This window comes from Asticcacaulis sp. MM231, assembly GCF_964186625.1.
In the GTDB taxonomy this organism is placed as follows: Bacteria; Pseudomonadota; Alphaproteobacteria; order Caulobacterales; family Caulobacteraceae; genus Asticcacaulis.
Map to the genome: position 1 here is coordinate 575,554 of NZ_OZ075108.1, position 14,582 is coordinate 590,135.

Annotated in this window: 11 protein-coding genes; 9 read left to right on the forward strand and 2 right to left on the reverse strand. The window is 59.3% G+C overall.

Annotated elements, in window-relative coordinates; translation table 11 throughout:
- The first annotated feature begins 34 nt into the window (after window positions 1–34).
- The 5 genes from ABQ278_RS02725 (at window position 35) to galA (ending at window position 8,744) form a co-directional block, all read left to right on the forward strand.
- Window positions 35–1,387 (forward strand): glycosyl hydrolase 53 family protein, encoded by a 1,353-nt coding sequence (locus ABQ278_RS02725; protein ID WP_349321092.1) that lies wholly within the window; start codon window positions 35–37, stop codon window positions 1,385–1,387.
- A 157-nt stretch (window positions 1,388–1,544) separates the two neighbouring features.
- Entirely contained in the window at window positions 1,545–2,141 is a 597-nt protein-coding gene (locus ABQ278_RS02730) for an RNA polymerase sigma factor (protein WP_349321093.1), read from the forward strand.
- Window positions 2,128–3,099 carry a FecR domain-containing protein gene (locus ABQ278_RS02735; RefSeq protein ID WP_349321094.1) on the forward strand — a complete coding sequence of 324 codons (972 nt, stop codon included), beginning with the start codon at window positions 2,128–2,130 and terminating at the stop codon, window positions 3,097–3,099. Before ABQ278_RS02730 ends, ABQ278_RS02735 begins: the two co-directional genes overlap by 14 nt.
- 113 nt (window positions 3,100–3,212) lie before the next feature.
- Entirely contained in the window at window positions 3,213–6,098 is a 2,886-nt protein-coding gene (locus tag ABQ278_RS02740) for a TonB-dependent receptor (protein ID WP_349321095.1), read from the forward strand.
- A gap of 165 nt (window positions 6,099–6,263) precedes the next feature.
- The gene (galA, locus tag ABQ278_RS02745) at window positions 6,264–8,744 is read left to right on the forward strand and encodes a beta-galactosidase GalA (protein ID WP_349321096.1); all 2,481 of its coding nucleotides are present in this window, start codon (window positions 6,264–6,266) and stop codon (window positions 8,742–8,744) included.
- 39 nt (window positions 8,745–8,783) lie between these two features.
- On the opposite strand, the gene msrA is transcribed toward galA, so the two are convergent.
- Together msrA and msrB are read right to left on the reverse strand one after the other, a co-directional pair.
- Window positions 8,784–9,389 carry a peptide-methionine (S)-S-oxide reductase MsrA gene (gene msrA, locus ABQ278_RS02750; protein WP_349321097.1) on the reverse strand — a complete coding sequence of 202 codons (606 nt, stop codon included), beginning with the start codon at window positions 9,387–9,389 and terminating at the stop codon, window positions 8,784–8,786.
- A 13-nt stretch (window positions 9,390–9,402) separates the two neighbouring features.
- Window positions 9,403–9,870, reverse strand: a complete 468-nt coding sequence (gene msrB, locus ABQ278_RS02755; protein ID WP_349321098.1) for a peptide-methionine (R)-S-oxide reductase MsrB — start codon at window positions 9,868–9,870, stop codon at window positions 9,403–9,405.
- Window positions 9,871–10,163: 293 nt separating this feature from the next.
- Here msrB and ABQ278_RS02760 point away from each other — a divergent pair, with 293 nt between their 5' ends.
- The 4 genes from ABQ278_RS02760 (at window position 10,164) to pstA (ending at window position 14,575) form a co-directional block, all read left to right on the forward strand.
- Window positions 10,164–11,315 (forward strand): hypothetical protein, encoded by a 1,152-nt coding sequence (locus tag ABQ278_RS02760; RefSeq protein WP_349321099.1) that lies wholly within the window; start codon window positions 10,164–10,166, stop codon window positions 11,313–11,315.
- 154 nt (window positions 11,316–11,469) lie between these two features.
- Entirely contained in the window at window positions 11,470–12,525 is a 1,056-nt protein-coding gene (gene pstS, locus ABQ278_RS02765) for a phosphate ABC transporter substrate-binding protein PstS (RefSeq protein WP_349321100.1), read from the forward strand.
- Window positions 12,526–12,722: 197 nt separating this feature from the next.
- Entirely contained in the window at window positions 12,723–13,709 is a 987-nt protein-coding gene (gene pstC / locus ABQ278_RS02770) for a phosphate ABC transporter permease subunit PstC (protein WP_018081503.1), read from the forward strand.
- A gap of 11 nt (window positions 13,710–13,720) precedes the next feature.
- Window positions 13,721–14,575, forward strand: a complete 855-nt coding sequence (gene pstA, locus ABQ278_RS02775; protein ID WP_349321101.1) for a phosphate ABC transporter permease PstA — start codon at window positions 13,721–13,723, stop codon at window positions 14,573–14,575.
- Window positions 14,576–14,582: the final 7 nt, after the last annotated feature.

Sequence of the window (14,582 nt, forward strand, 5' to 3'; positions counted from 1 at the left end):
GGCGGAAAAAGCCCGCCCATGCATCTTAGCTGATATGAAACCACATCTCCTTCTTCTTATCCCCGCGCTGGTCATGCTCATCGCCGGGACGTCCGTTTCGGCGCGCGACTACTGGTTCGGCGCCGACCTGTCCTATGTCAATGAAATGAAAGCCTGTGGTGCGACCTACAGCTATCAGGGCAAACAGCAGGACGCCTACGCCATCTTCGCGCAGTCAGGGCATAATCTCGTCCGCGTCCGGCTGTGGAACGACGCCAAGTGGACGCCCTATTCCGACCTGAAAGATGTCGAGATCACGCTTAAGGCCGCGAAAGCCAATGGCCAGAAAACCTTGCTCGATTTTCACTATTCCGACGATTGGGCGGACGGCGACAAGCAGCTTGCGCCGGCCGCCTGGGCCGGCATGACCGAGGATCAGCAGGTAACGGCGCTGTATCGTTATACGCTCGATACCCTGAACGCGCTGAAAGCCAGGGGCCTGATGCCCGATATGGTGCAGGTGGGGAATGAGACCAACCACGAGATCGTTAGCTCGCTCGAAGGCGCCAAGCTGCCGATCAACTGGGCACGCAATGCCCGCCTGTTCAACGCCGGTATCAAGGCCGTGCGCGATGCTTCCGCTGACAGTTCTATAAAACCAGACATCATGCTTCATATCGCCCAGCCGGAAAACGTCGAGGCGTGGTTTGCGGCGGCGACCGCGGCCGGCGTCACCGATTACGACATCATCGGCATCAGCTATTATCGCAAGTGGTCGAAGCTGGGTGTCGAAGGGCTGGCCGACACCATCCGTCGTAGCCGCGCCGCCTTCGGCAAGGACGTGGTGGTGGTCGAAACCGCTTATCCCTTCACCGACGATTTTGCCGATCAGGCCGGTAATCTGCTCGGTTCGGACTCGGCCCTGCCGGGTTATCCGGTGACGCCACAGGGCCAACTCAGCTACATGCACGACCTGATGCAACTGACGCTCGATAATGGCGGCATCGGTGTCGTCTATTGGGAGCCGGCGTGGGTCTCGACCAAGTGCAGCACGCGCTGGTCTCAGGGCTCGAACTGGGAAAACGCCGCCTTCTTCGATTTCAAGCGCCAGGCGCTGCCGGCGCTCGAATGGCCGAAAGCCAGTTATGTCTGGCCGGTCGAGATGACCTTCAGCGTGGCCGATCACGGCCAGGCCGCGCAATATCTCACCGCTGATTTCACCGGCGGCGTGGCGGTGACCATGCGCAAGGACACCGATCGCTTCGTTTACAAAGCCTGGCTTCGGCCGGAAAGTCATGTCGTTGTCGGGACAGCGATCACGAAAGAGGCGCTTGATGCTGCGGAAGCCTTTGACGTGACGGTGCCGAAAGCCGGCGGGCCGGTTGTGTTAGGGGCGCCACATAGCTAGTTTGAAATATATATTATAGTACAATTGTCTGGCGGATGGTTTCGTCTGTGTTATAAATCGTCAAAAGCCGGTGTGTGCGTAATGCGCGTGCTCGGAATAAAAACGAACACGGGGAGAGCAGCAGGATGCCAAACATCATAAATAAGGCGGTCAGACTATGACCGTTAAAACCGGTGACGTCCGCAAGGCCCTTCTGGCTTTTGTCGGCACGCAGATCCTGCCGCATGAGGCCGATCTGCGCCATTGGCTGCTAAGGCTGGGTGTGAAAGCGCATGAGCTCGATGATATTGTTCAGGATGTCTATTGCCGTTTGCTGCGACTGGAGCGCGTTGATCATATCGAAGACCCGCGCGCCTATCTCTTCCGTTCGGCGCGCAATGTCCTGCTGGAGCAGGTGCGCAAGAGCAAGATCGTGTCGATCATGACCGTTCAAAATCTTGATGAACTGGGGGTGGCCGATCTGGGGCCAAGCCCCGAAAGCGCTGCCTCGTCGCGCGCCGAGCTGATGCGCGTGCTGGCCCTGATCGGTGACTTGCCGGAGCGCTGCCGGCAGGTGTTCGAACTGCGCAAGGTGCATGGCCTGTCGCAGGCCGAAACGGCGAAAGCGCTGCGCATCAGCGAGAACATCGTCGAGAAGGAAACCGCCAAGGGGCTTGTGCTGATCCTGCGCCACATGGCTGAGGCCGTGGTGCCCGATGTGCCGGTTCGCCGGCCCAGGTCGCCCGAGTTCGGAGTGCTATATGCTGCCGATTAGCGAAGAGGCGGCGCGGTGGGTGGCGCGTCTGAAGGGTGACTGTAACGACAGGGTGCGGGCCGAGTTCGAGGCTTGGCATGACGCCGATCCGCGCCATCAGGGCGCTTACCTGCGCGCTGAGGCAGCCTGGATGATGCTTGACCGCGCGCAGGTGATGACGCACGGTGATACGCTGCTGTCGCGGCGGGCGCTCGAAGAGAAGTTGAAGGCGCATCGTGCGGCGGTCAATCGGCGTTATGTGCTGGGCGGCGCCATGGCGGCCTCGGCGGCCGGCGCGGTCGGTGTCGGTTATGTGCTGAGCCATCGTCTGAGCTTCGCCACGGGGCTTGGCGAATTGCGCAATGTGCCGTTGAAGGACCGCTCGATCGCCGCCGTCAATACCGACAGCCAGATCGACGTCGATATGAGCGAGCGTCTGCGCCATGTCGCACTGGTCAAGGGCGAGGCGTGGTTTCAGGTGGCGAAGAATCCGGACGTGCCTTTTGTGGTGTCGGCTGGTAATATCCGCGTGCGCGCCGTCGGCACGGCGTTCAGCGTTCGCCGCCGCAAGGGCGGGGTTGAAGTCCTCGTGACCGAAGGCACGGTTGAGGCTTGGAACGTCAACGACAAGGATGGCCGCGTCAGCCTGACGGCTGGCCACGAGGCCTTTGTGGCCGAAAAGCCGGAGGTCGTCGCCATCAATTTTCGTCCCGATGAGGTCGAGCGCCGGCTGGCCTGGCGTGAGCGCGAAATCATTCTCAATTCTGAATCCCTGAGCGATGCGGTGGCGGAATTCAACCGCTATAATGCCCGCCAGATCGTGCTGGCAGATCCGGCGCTCGGCGCCTCGCAACTGGTGGGTGGTTTCCAGGTCGATCAGCCGGAAACCTTTGCCCGCGCCGTCCATGCGGCGCTCAATGTGCCGGTCTCCATCCAGGACGACCGTATCATAATTGGTACAAATGCGACAGCGCTGTAAAATTTATACTATAATTGCGGCGGAAAAATACGGGCCGCACATCTTGTTATCAGAAGGCGCTTAAAGCGCCTCACCACCAAGATGCCATACACATAAGATTCAGGGAACATCACATGTCACATTGGAATAACGGACTTCGTGCCGCCCTTATGGGCTCGGTCGCGGCGGTCGTCATGATCGCCCAGCCCGCTGCGGCCCAAACACAAGCCTATAACATTCCGGCACAGGATGCCGCGACCGCTATCCCAGCCTTTGTCAAGCAATCGGGTTTGCAGGTGCTGGCCACAGCGCAGGATCTGCAGGGTGTGCGTACCAATGCCGTTTCCGGCAGTCTGACAAGCGATGCAGCCCTCAAGCAACTGGTGGCCAATACCGGCCTCACCATCAAGACCAATGACGGCACATCCGCCGTGATCGTGCGCGCCAGTGCAACAAATGCGAGCGCGTCCGACGCCATGGCTGCGGCGCCCGAAGCCGATCCGCAGGAAGTTGTCGTTGTTGGGATGCGCAAGTCGATGCGCGATGCCCTCGACGTCAAGCGCCGCAACACCGGCATCGTCGAAGCTGTGTCCTCGAAGGACATCGGCGCTTTGCCGGATGTCACCATCGCCGAAACGCTCAACCGCCTGCCGGGCGTCATGGCTGCGCGCGATCGCGGCAATGACAGTCAGGCCTCGATCCGTGGCCTTGGCGCGCGCATGGTTCTGGGCACGGTCAATGGCCGTGAAGTGGCGTCGTCCGAACCTGACCGCAATGTGCGCTGGGAAGTCTATCCCTCCGAAGTCGTCTCCGGCGCTTCGGTCTACAAGTCGTCGGAAGCCAAACTGATCTCAGGCGGCATTTCTGGCACGGTTGATCTGCAAACCATCCGCCCGCTCGATTACAAGGGGCCCGGCGTCGTGTTGCGCGCCGGCCCGGTCTATTATGACGGCGGTTCGAAATTTCCCAACTATGATGGTCAGGGCTATCGCGCCTCGGCTTCGTTCGTGCACCGCTTTTCTGACCGTTTCGCCGCCGTGCTCGGCCTGACCTCGCAGGTTCAGAAAAACGGCTACGAGTTGGTGCAGGGCTGGGGCTATAATGCCGGCGCCAACACTGGCGCGGTCATTGCCGGTGACGCCACCAAGTATAACACGCCGTGGGGCGCGCAGGCCGAGGCCAAGCGCCTGAAGGAATTGCGCATCGGCGCATCTCTTGGTCTGCAGTTCAAGCCGGCCGATAATTTCCTGCTCAGCTATGACCTGCTCTATTCCGACATCAAGATCAACGAATTGCAGGATCAGGCCTGGTATGGCGATGGCGCCTGGGGCAACTGGGACGGCGGTAACCTGTCAAACTACGTCGATGGCGCGGCCGCTTCCGGCCATGCGCCGGTCATCGACGACAACGGCGATGTGGTATCGGCCTCGGTCGCCTGGGCCGGTGATAAATCCGTCGTGGCGCGCTACACCGAGGACAAGAGCCTCATCGTGCAGGGCCTGAACGCCAAGTGGTCGCTGGAGCACTGGACCCTGTCGGCCGACGCTTCCTATTCCAAGGCGCAGCGCTATAACCTATGGGCGGCCAATGAGTTCGCCTATTGGCCCAGCCTGATGACCTATGATTTCCGCGGCAAGCCGGCCATCACCGTATCCTCGTCGCCGGAAAGCAACACACAGACGGCGCAAACCGGCCAGACCTCGCTCGGCGCCGTCACCGACGAACTGAAGAGCCTGCATTTGGACGCCGAACGTCATTTCGAAAGCGGCCTCTTCACCGGCCTGCTGTTTGGTGCGCGCGTTTCGGAGCGCACCAAGGCGCTGGGCCAGCTTGATGGCACGGTGACGCCGATCATCGGCGCCCTACCGGATTATCTGCTGACGTCCTATCAGTTCAAGAACTTCAATATCCCGACCATCCTGACCGGTGATTTCGGCGCCCTGGCCACGCACCTCTACGGCACGACGTTCGATATCGATCCGAAGACGACCCCGATCACCGATACGGTCGAGGAAAAGGTCAAGGAAGCCTATATCGAGGGCACCTACGCCACCACCATCGCCGGCATCGCGGTCGACGGCAATGTTGGCGTTCGCGTCATCGACGTCGAAACCGATTCCGCCGGCTCTTCCACCATCGCTGGCGATTGGTATGAGGCTACGCCGGGCAACTGGGTGCAGGCCATGGTGACTACGCCGGTTACCGGTGGCACGAGCTATTCCAAGGTGCTGCCTTCGGCCACCGTGCGCTTCGATTTCGGCAATGGGCAGTTCCTGAAATTCTCGGCCGCCAAGGTGATCTCGCGTCCGCCGCTGAATGACATGATCATCACGCGCAGCCTGTCCTCGACCGCGCCCTATACCGGTTCGGCGGGCAATCCGTATCTGAAGCCATTTGAAGCCAATCAGATCGATATCTCTTACGAGAACTACTTCAATAAGGACGCCCTGTTCGCCATCAGCGCCTACCACAAGGAGGTCAGTAACTTCATCGGCTACGCCACGCGTCAGGAAACGATCAACGGCAATCCGTACACCCTGGTCTCGCCGGTGAATGCCGATAAGGGCGGTAGCATAGATGGCGTGGAACTGACCTTCCAGAGCTCGTTCGGCTTTATCGGTCTCGATCACTTCGGCATCTACTCCAACTACGCCTATGTCGATTCTGATTTGAAGGAAATGTCGAACGACCTGCCGATGAACGGCTTGGCGCGCGATACGGCGGCGGTGGATTTCTGGTATTCCGATCATGGCATCGATGCCCGCCTCGGCACCAAGTATCACTCGACCTACACCGCCATCTATGGCTGGAATGATGCGCAACTGATCCGCGTACGCCCCGAAACCACCATGGATTTCAGCGTCAGCTACCAGATCAATCCGGTGATCCAGGTGCGTTTCCAGGCCAACAACCTGCTCGATACGCCGTTGCGCACCTATAACGACAATGTCGAGGACCGTCTGGGCCGCTATGACCTCTACGGCAAGCGCTACCTGCTCGACCTGACGTTCAAGTACTAAGGAGAGGCCCCTTGTACCTCCCCGCTTGCCGGGGAGGGGGACCATCGAGCGTAGCGAAGATGGTGGTGGGGTATTCTTACTTCCTAACCTATCCAATGGCCGGGTCTTGACCTTATCGAGATCCGGTCATCATTGTTGTTAAAGCTCAAAAAAGGAAACGCCGACATGCTGGAACTGAACCGCCGCCATCTTCTGGCCAGCGCCGCCGCCACTTTCGCTGCCGTACAGGCTGGGGCAGGACAGGCGCAAACGGTTGTAATGGGGGAGGTCAAGTCTCCACGTCAGCGCCTACGTTTCGACACCGGCTGGCGCTTTGCCTTTGGCCACCTCAACGATGTCGAGAAGGACTTCGGTTTTGGCAGCGATCAGCGCACCTACGCCAAGCAGGGGCCCGACGCCACACCTGTTGCCAAGCCGGACTACGACGACTCACAATGGCGGCCCGTCACCCTGCCTCACGACTGGGCGGTGGAACTGCCGTTCGTGCATAGGGAACCGAAAACACCGCTCAAGCCGGACGATCACGGTTCGGTGTGGGATCCGGCCGCCAATCACGGTTACAAGCCACTGGGCCGCGATTATCCGGAAACCAGTGTCGGTTGGTATCGGAAGACATTTACGCTTGATGCTGCCGATAAGGGCAAGCGGATATCACTGGAATTCGACGGCGTTTTCCGTGACGCCATGGTGATCATCAATGGCTATATCGTTCGCACCAATGAGAGCGGCTATACGCCCTTCCGTGTCGAACTGAACGACTTCCTCAACACCGACGACAAGCCCAACACCGTGCTGGTGCGTGTCGATGCGTCGCTCGGCGAAGGTTGGTTCTATGAAGGCGCTGGCATCTACCGCCATGTCTGGCTGGTCAAGACCAATCCGGTGCATATTCCGCAATATGGTGTCTGTGTGCGGGCAAAGACGGATGGCACTGTCGAGGTGACGACAACGGTCAGGAACGACAGTGATGTAAAAAAAACTGTTTCGATTTTAAACAAGTTAAAACAAACGACGAATGGTCCGTTTGAAGGCATCGCTCTCACATCAGTCAATTTAAAGGCATGGGAAATGCAAGACATTGTCCAGACCTTTAGCGTCGACAAGCCACGTTTATGGTCTTTGACGGACCCATTTTTAAATGTACTTGAGACGATTGTTTTTAATGAAACCAATGTCGGGATTGACTATATCGCCACCCCCTTCGGTTTCCGCGATATCAAGTTCGACGCCCAAAACGGCTTCTTCCTCAATGGCAAATCGGTCAAGCTGAAGGGCACCTGCAATCACCAGGACCATGCCGGTGTCGGCGCCGCCATTCCCGACGCCCTGCAACGCTGGCGGCTGCAACAACTGAAGAACATGGGCTGTAACGCCTATCGCGCTTCGCATAATCCACCGACGCCGGAACTGCTCGACCTGTGCGATGAAATGGGCATTCTTGTCATCGATGAAACGCGCCTGATGACCTCATCGCCGGAAGGTCTGGCGCAACTGGAAACCCTGATCAGGCGTGACCGTAATCACCCCTCGGTCATCCTGTGGTCGATCGGCAATGAGGAGCCTCAGCAGGGCACCGAACGTGGTGCGCATATCGCCCGCACCATGAAGCGCCTGTGCAACGATCTTGACCCGACGCGTCTCATCACCGCCGCTATGGATAATGGCTATGGCGAGGGCATCACCGAGGTGATCGACGTCATGGGCTTCAATTACCGCGATCATCTGATCGATGACTTCCACAGGAAGTTTCCCAACATGCCGATCATCGGCAGTGAGACCGCTTCGACCGTTTCGACACGTGGCGAATATATCAAGGATGACGCCGCCCATATCGTGCCGGCCTATGATACGACCGCACCGTGGTGGGCCACGACCGCCGAAGGCTGGTGGCCGCATTTCGAGCGTCAGCCCTTTATCGCCGGTGGTTTTATCTGGACCGGCTTCGATTATCGCGGCGAGCCAACGCCCTATAGCTCATGGCCGAGCGTCTCGTCGCAATTCGGCGCCCTCGACACCTGCGGATTCCCAAAGGATAATTACTGGTATTATCGCGCCTGGTGGCGTCCTGAACCTTTGCTGCACCTTTTCCCGCACTGGAACTGGGAAGGCAAGGAGGGGCAGGACATCTCCGTGTGGGCGCATTCGAATGCCGACGAGATCGAGCTGTTCGTCAACGGCAAATCGGCGGGTCGCAAAACTGTCGTGAAGGGTTTTCACGTCGAATGGACCGTGCCCTATCAGCCGGGCAAGATCGAGGCCTTCGCCTATAAGGCCGGCAAGGTCATTCTGAAGGACAAGCGCGAAACCGCCGGCGCGCCGGCGAAGATCGTGCTGACGACCGATCGCACATCGCTGATAAATGATGGCATGGACTGCGCGGTGCTTAAGGCCGAGGTGTTTGACGCCAAGGGGCGTCCGGTGCCGAGGGCGGATAATCTGATCACCTTTGCGGTATCGGGACCGGCTGCGGTGATCGGCGTCGGCAATGGCAATCCGAACAGCCACGAGGCTGACAAGGCATCACAGCGCAAGGCTTTCAACGGCCTGTGTAGCGCCATCGTGCAGGTGACCGGCGTCGGCGGCATTACCGTCACGGCCAGCGCTGATGGGTTGACCTCCGGCAAGGTGATATTGAAGTCAGCCTAATAAAAAGCTCCCCGGTCTTCGCCGGGGAGCTTTTTCTGATTAGTGTGACGCCTTGTTGCCCCACAGCTTCTTGAGCGCCGGCCCCCGGCCGCAGCCGCGATAATAGGCCTCATACTGCACGCTGTGAGTTTGCCAGTAATGCTGGTGATAGTCCTCCGCCGGATAAAAAGGCAGGCCGGTATCGACGGACCTGACGATCAGGGTGCGGATCGGTTTGCTAAGCTGTTGCGTGACGGCCTGTTTGGAAGCCACAGCCGCCGCTTGCTGTGCCGGTGAGAAGGTGAAAATCGCGGTGCGGTATTGCTCGCCGCCATCACAGATCACGCGGCTTTGCGTCGTCGGGTCGGTCGAATGCCAGAAGGTATCGAGCAACTGATCATAGCTCACCTTTTCGGGATCATAGGTGACCTCGACGGCCTCGACGTGGCCGGTGCCGCCGCGAACCACCTCCTCGTAGCTCGGGTTTTTCACCGAACCGCCCATGAAGCCGGCGCGGGTATTGGTCACGCCCGCCACATGGTCAAAGGCCTTCTGTGTGCTCCAGAAACAGCCGCCGGCAAAAACCGCCACCTGCTTATCGGCCGCCATGGCGTTGCCGGTGAAGCTGAGCGCCAGCAGGGTCGTCAGGAATAAGCGTCGTAACATGATCGGCTCCTTATCAGGCGGGAATGAACTTGAGCGCTACGCCATTACTGCAATAGCGTTTACCGGTGGGGCGGGGGCCGTCGTCGAACAGGTGGCCGTGGTGGCCGCTGCACCGCGCGCAGTGATATTCGGTACGCGGAATGCCGATGGCGAAGTCAGTCTTGGTCTGCAGATGGCCGGGAATGGCGCGGAAGAAACTGGGCCAGCCGGTGCCGGAATCGTACTTGGTGTCCGAAGTGAACAGCGTCAGGTCGCAGCCGAGGCAGGCGAAAACCCCCTTGCGGTGCTCATTAAGCAGAGGGCTGGTGCCGGGGCGCTCGGTGGCGGCATGACGCAGCACGTTATAAGCCGCGGGTGGCAAGCGCTTCTTCCATTCGGCGTCGCTGAGTTTCAGCGGCGCGATGGTCTCGGCCTTGCTTTGCGAGCAGGCGGTAGTCAGCGCACCAGCGCCTGCGAGGGTGAGGAAATGACGGCGTAACATGGGGGCAACTCCGTTGTGTCTGTTGCTAGTTATACGCCCGGAAGCGGGATCGGGTTACACCACGCTGTAAAAGAACCACGTGGCGCGTCTAAAGACACGCCCATAGCGCGAAGATGTGGCTTTTTTCACGCACTCTCAATCCATCACGATTGTAAACGGGCCGTAAAGGCCTGTGTCACATAAGCGTCAAGCAACCTACATGCGACCGTCACACACGGAGCCTATTGCGGCGAGCGTGGCCACAAAGCGGCCCCAGAAATTACACATTTAAAAAACGCACAAGGTTCATTCACATGAAAAAATCGTCTCTCGTCATTGGCGTGGCCAGCGCCGCGCTCGCGATGATCGCCGCAGTTTCCGGCGCCTCCGCTCAGAGCTGGACCGACAACATCACCGTCGGTGGCCGCATGTACCTCGACGTCTCGTCGAGCTCGCTGGAAGTCAACGGCGCTAAGTCGGGTTCGAAGAACGGTTACGGCTTTGACGTGAAGCGCGTCTATTTCCAGGTCGACAAGAAGTTCAACGACATCTACTCGCTGCAAATGCAGACCGACGTTTCAACGGTCAGTGGCGTGGGTCAATCCCTGTATCTGAAGAAGGCCTATTTCAAAGCTGCCTTCAACCCTGCTTTTGAAGTTTCGGTCGGTTCGAACGAAATGCCGTGGGTTCCATACGCGGAAAGCATCTACGGTTACCGCTGGTTGGAAAACACCCTGCTCGAGCAAAATAATACTGGCGTCCGCACCACCTTCGGCACCTCGGCTGACTGGGGCGTTCACACGGGCGGTAAGTTTGGCACATATTATGCCTATCAGGTGTCGGTCGTCAACGGTAAGGGTTACCGCGACTCCTCGCGTTCAAGTGGTATGGATGTTGAAAGCCGCCTGAGCGCCAAGTTCGATCAATGGAACTTCGCTGTCGGCAGCTACACCGGTTCGCGCGGCAATGAAGCTTACGGCACCGCCACGATCGTTACGCCCGCTTCCGGCACGACGCCGGCTGTCTACAAAGAGAACAAGGTCGACACACACAACGCCCAGCGCTTCAACGCCCTGGCCGCCTACACCGGCGACCGCATCAAGGCTGGTGTTGAATATTTCACCGCCACCGATTGGCAGACTGCCAGCATCATCGACACGACGGCCGGCCACACTAAGGCTGACGATGCGGATGGTTACTCGGCCTTTGGTTCGTATCGCCTTACCCCGAAGTATACCGTCTTCGGTCGCTATGACAACGTGAAGCCATCCAAGAAGCTGGCTCCCTGGAATGAAGGTGAGTACTACAACTTCGGCATCCAGATGTCGCCGATGAAGGGTATCTCGCTGGCCCTGATCGCCAAGCATAACTCGTTCGACGCCTATGCCGGCAGCGCGACTGTCAAGGGTGCGAAGACCACGACCGAGTTCAACGAAATCGGCATCTTCACCGAGCTGCGTTACTAAGAAAACCGTTGCAGGGCAGGCTGTTGGCTTTCGACAGCCTGTCTTTGTGACACAGTGTCTTTTTAAATTACCCAGGCTGTTACAAAACTGTCGTAAAAAGCAGTTAGAGCATCATGCAAGACAGTCTGCCAACACTTCCTTCAAGGAGATATGGATGTTCAAGTTTTTTAAAGGTGCCGTCGCAGCTGTGCTGCTGACCGCTACCCTGACCTCGGCCGCGACCGCTGCTGACACGATTTCCGGCGCTGGCGCTACCTTCCCGGCTCCGCTGTACGCCAAGTGGGCTGAAGGTTACAAGCGTACCACAGGTGTGCAACTCAACTATCAGGCCATCGGCTCCGGCGGCGGTATCAAGCAAATCCAGGCCAAGACCGTCGATTTCGGCGCCTCCGACAAGCCGCTGACGCAGGCTGAACTCGACAAGTCGGGCCTCTATCAGTTCCCCACCGTTGTTGGCGGCGTTGTGCCGGCCATCAACATTCCGGGCGTGCCTTCCGGCAAGCTGAAGCTGCCGGGCGCCGTTCTGGCCGACATCTTCCTCGGCAAGATCACCCTGTGGAACGATCCGGCCATCACCAAGTGGAACGCTGGCCTGACCCTGCCGGCTATGCCGATCACCGTCGTTCACCGTTCGGACGGTTCCGGCACCACCTTCCTCTTCACCTCCTACCTCTCGATCGCTTCCAACGAGTGGAAGAGCAATGTTGGCGCGTCTGACGCTGTTGAGTGGCCGACCGGTGTTGGTGGTGCGAAGAACGACGGCGTTGCCGCCCTGGTTCGCCAAACCGCAGGTTCGATCGGTTACGTCGAATACGCCTACGTGCAGAAGACCGGTATCGGTTACGCTCTGGTCGCCTCGAAGGACGCCACCTGGCCGCAACCGACTGCCGCTGCCTTCAAGGCTGCGACTGCTGGCGCCGACTGGGCCAACGCTCCGGGCAACTATCTGCTCGTCCTCAATCAACCGGGCGCCAATGCCTGGCCGATCACCGGCGCGACCTTCATCCTGATGTACAAGGAGCAGGCCAACCCGACGAAGGCTGCCGAAGTTCTGAAGTTCTTCGACTACGGCTACAAGTCTGGTGACTTCAACGCCAACGACCTCTTCTATGTGCCGCTGCCGGCCAACGTGAAGACGATGATGCGCAAGCAATGGGCGCAACAAATCAAGTCGGGTGGCAAGGCCGTCTACACCTCGCCGAACCCCTAAGCCTGACGCTCCTCCAGATGCCCGGAGCTTGGCTTCGGGCATCTGATGAGAGCACAAGAAATGGGCGAGGACTGACCTGTAGGTTGTGCCTCGCCTGACTTGTGTCTGGCCATCAATGGCAGTAAAGCTGCCAGCCTTACGTTATAGCCCGACACTTGCCTGCCTCCTGACCGAACACATCCGGGACAAAGAGAACTATGTCTGTTGAAACCAAGTTTAAACCGCGCTTCGATCCGACCGACCCGATCTTTCGCTGGGTCTCGTTCGGCGCCGCCACCACCCTGTTGGTGGTTCTGGCCTCGCTAATCGGCACGCTGATCGTCGGTGGCTGGCCCGCGCTCTCCGAATATGGTTTCGGTTTCTTCCTGAAGTTTAAGGAATGCCCCGTCGGCAACAATAGCTGGTTCTGCATCGATACGCCGTGGAACCCGGTCACCGACGTCTACAGCGCCACCGCGCCGATCCTCGGCACCATCATCACCTCCGCGCTCGCCCTGCTGTTCGCCCTGCCCATCGCCATCGGCATCGCGGTTTTCCTGACCCAGTTTTGCCCGCGCCAGATCGCGCAGCCGCTCTCCACCGCCGTGGAGCTGCTGGCCGGCATCCCTTCCATCGTCTACGGCATGTGGGGCCTGTTCGTTTTCGCCCCCTGGTTCGCCAAGACCATTCAGACGCCGCTGATTATCGCCGCCTCGCAAGACCCGACCTCGTGGTTTGCCAAGATGGTGGCCGGCATCCCTAACGGCGCCAATCTGTTTACCGCCTCGCTGGTTCTGGCCATCATGATCCTGCCCTACATGGCTGCCGTATTCCGTGAATTGTTCCGCTCCATTCCGCCGCAGGTGCGCGAAGCCGCCTTCGGTGTCGGCGCCACCCCGTTTGAAGTCACCACCTCGGTGATCATCCCCTACGTGCAAAAGGGCATGATCGGTGTCGTCATGCTGGGTCTCGGCCGCGCGCTCGGCGAAACCATGGCTGTCACCTTCATCATCGGTAACTCCCACAAGTTCCCCAAGTCGCTGTTCGACTCCAGCTCGACCCTGGCTTCGACCATCGCCAACGAGTTCGCTGAAGCTGCTGATCTGCACCGCTCTGCCCTGATCGCGCTCGGCCTCGTCCTCTTCCTTATCACCTTCACGGTACTGGCCATTGCGCGCTGGCTGCTGTCTTCGCAACGCTACTAGGAGAGACACTTATGGATCGCGCTCTTCGCCGTAAAATCGCCAACTACGTCTTCATCGGCCTGTGCATCTTCGGCACGGTCATCGCGCTCGGCGCACTCGCCCTCATCCTGTGGTCGCTGTTCTCACAGGGTATCGGCGGCATGAACCCGCTGGTCTTCACCATGGATACGCCGGCCGCCGGTTCGCCGGGTGGCCTGCGCAACGCTATCGTCGGCTCCATCCTGATGTGTGGTGTTGCCATGATTATCGCCCTTTTCATCGGCATTCTGGCCGGCACCTGGCTGGCGGAAATCGGCGGCGACACGCCCTATGGTCACGTCGTCCGCTTCCTCAATGACGTGCTTCTGTCGGCCCCCTCCATCCTGATCGGCCTGTTTGTCTATCAGGTGCTGGTGTCGGGTTCGCCAATTGCTCTTGGTCACTTCTCCGGCTGGGCCGGCGCCGTGGCCCTGGCCATTCTCGCCACGCCGATCGTGACACGTACCACCGAAGATATCCTGAACCTCCAGCCTAACGCCCTGCGTGAAGCTGGTATGGCCCTCGGCGCCTCGCAGTTCACCACCATCCGCCAGATCATCTGGAAGGCGGCTGGCGCTGGTCTCCTGACCGGCGGTCTGCTCGGCTTTGCCCGTATCTCCGGCGAAACGGCACCGCTGCTCTTTACCGCGCTGGGTAACCAGTTCTTCACCGCCAATCTGGGTGAAGCCATGGAAAGCCTTCCGCACGCCATGTATAACTTCGCGCTCACACCGTATGAAGACCTCAACAAGCTGGCCTGGGCCGGTGCGCTTCTGGTCGCCATTGCCGTGCTGGGTGTCAATATCCTCGGCCGCTGGCTCGCCCGCGACAAGAATGCCGGCCACTAATCCTTTT

Bases quoted from the DNA above. Each gene is read 5' to 3' on its own strand.
- ABQ278_RS02725 (WP_349321092.1), top strand. From the start codon at position 35: ATGAAACCACATCTCCTTCTTCTTATCCCCGCGCTGGTCATGCTCATC.
- ABQ278_RS02730 (WP_349321093.1), top strand. From the start codon at position 1,545: ATGACCGTTAAAACCGGTGACGTCCGCAAGGCCCTTCTGGCTTTTGTC.
- ABQ278_RS02735 (WP_349321094.1), top strand. From the start codon at position 2,128: ATGCTGCCGATTAGCGAAGAGGCGGCGCGGTGGGTGGCGCGTCTGAAG.
- ABQ278_RS02740 (WP_349321095.1), top strand. From the start codon at position 3,213: ATGTCACATTGGAATAACGGACTTCGTGCCGCCCTTATGGGCTCGGTC.
- galA (WP_349321096.1), top strand. From the start codon at position 6,264: ATGCTGGAACTGAACCGCCGCCATCTTCTGGCCAGCGCCGCCGCCACT.
- msrA (WP_349321097.1), bottom strand. From the start codon at position 9,389: ATGTTACGACGCTTATTCCTGACGACCCTGCTGGCGCTCAGCTTCACC.
- msrB (WP_349321098.1), bottom strand. From the start codon at position 9,870: ATGTTACGCCGTCATTTCCTCACCCTCGCAGGCGCTGGTGCGCTGACT.
- ABQ278_RS02760 (WP_349321099.1), top strand. From the start codon at position 10,164: ATGAAAAAATCGTCTCTCGTCATTGGCGTGGCCAGCGCCGCGCTCGCG.
- pstS (WP_349321100.1), top strand. From the start codon at position 11,470: ATGTTCAAGTTTTTTAAAGGTGCCGTCGCAGCTGTGCTGCTGACCGCT.
- pstC (WP_018081503.1), top strand. From the start codon at position 12,723: ATGTCTGTTGAAACCAAGTTTAAACCGCGCTTCGATCCGACCGACCCG.
- pstA (WP_349321101.1), top strand. From the start codon at position 13,721: ATGGATCGCGCTCTTCGCCGTAAAATCGCCAACTACGTCTTCATCGGC.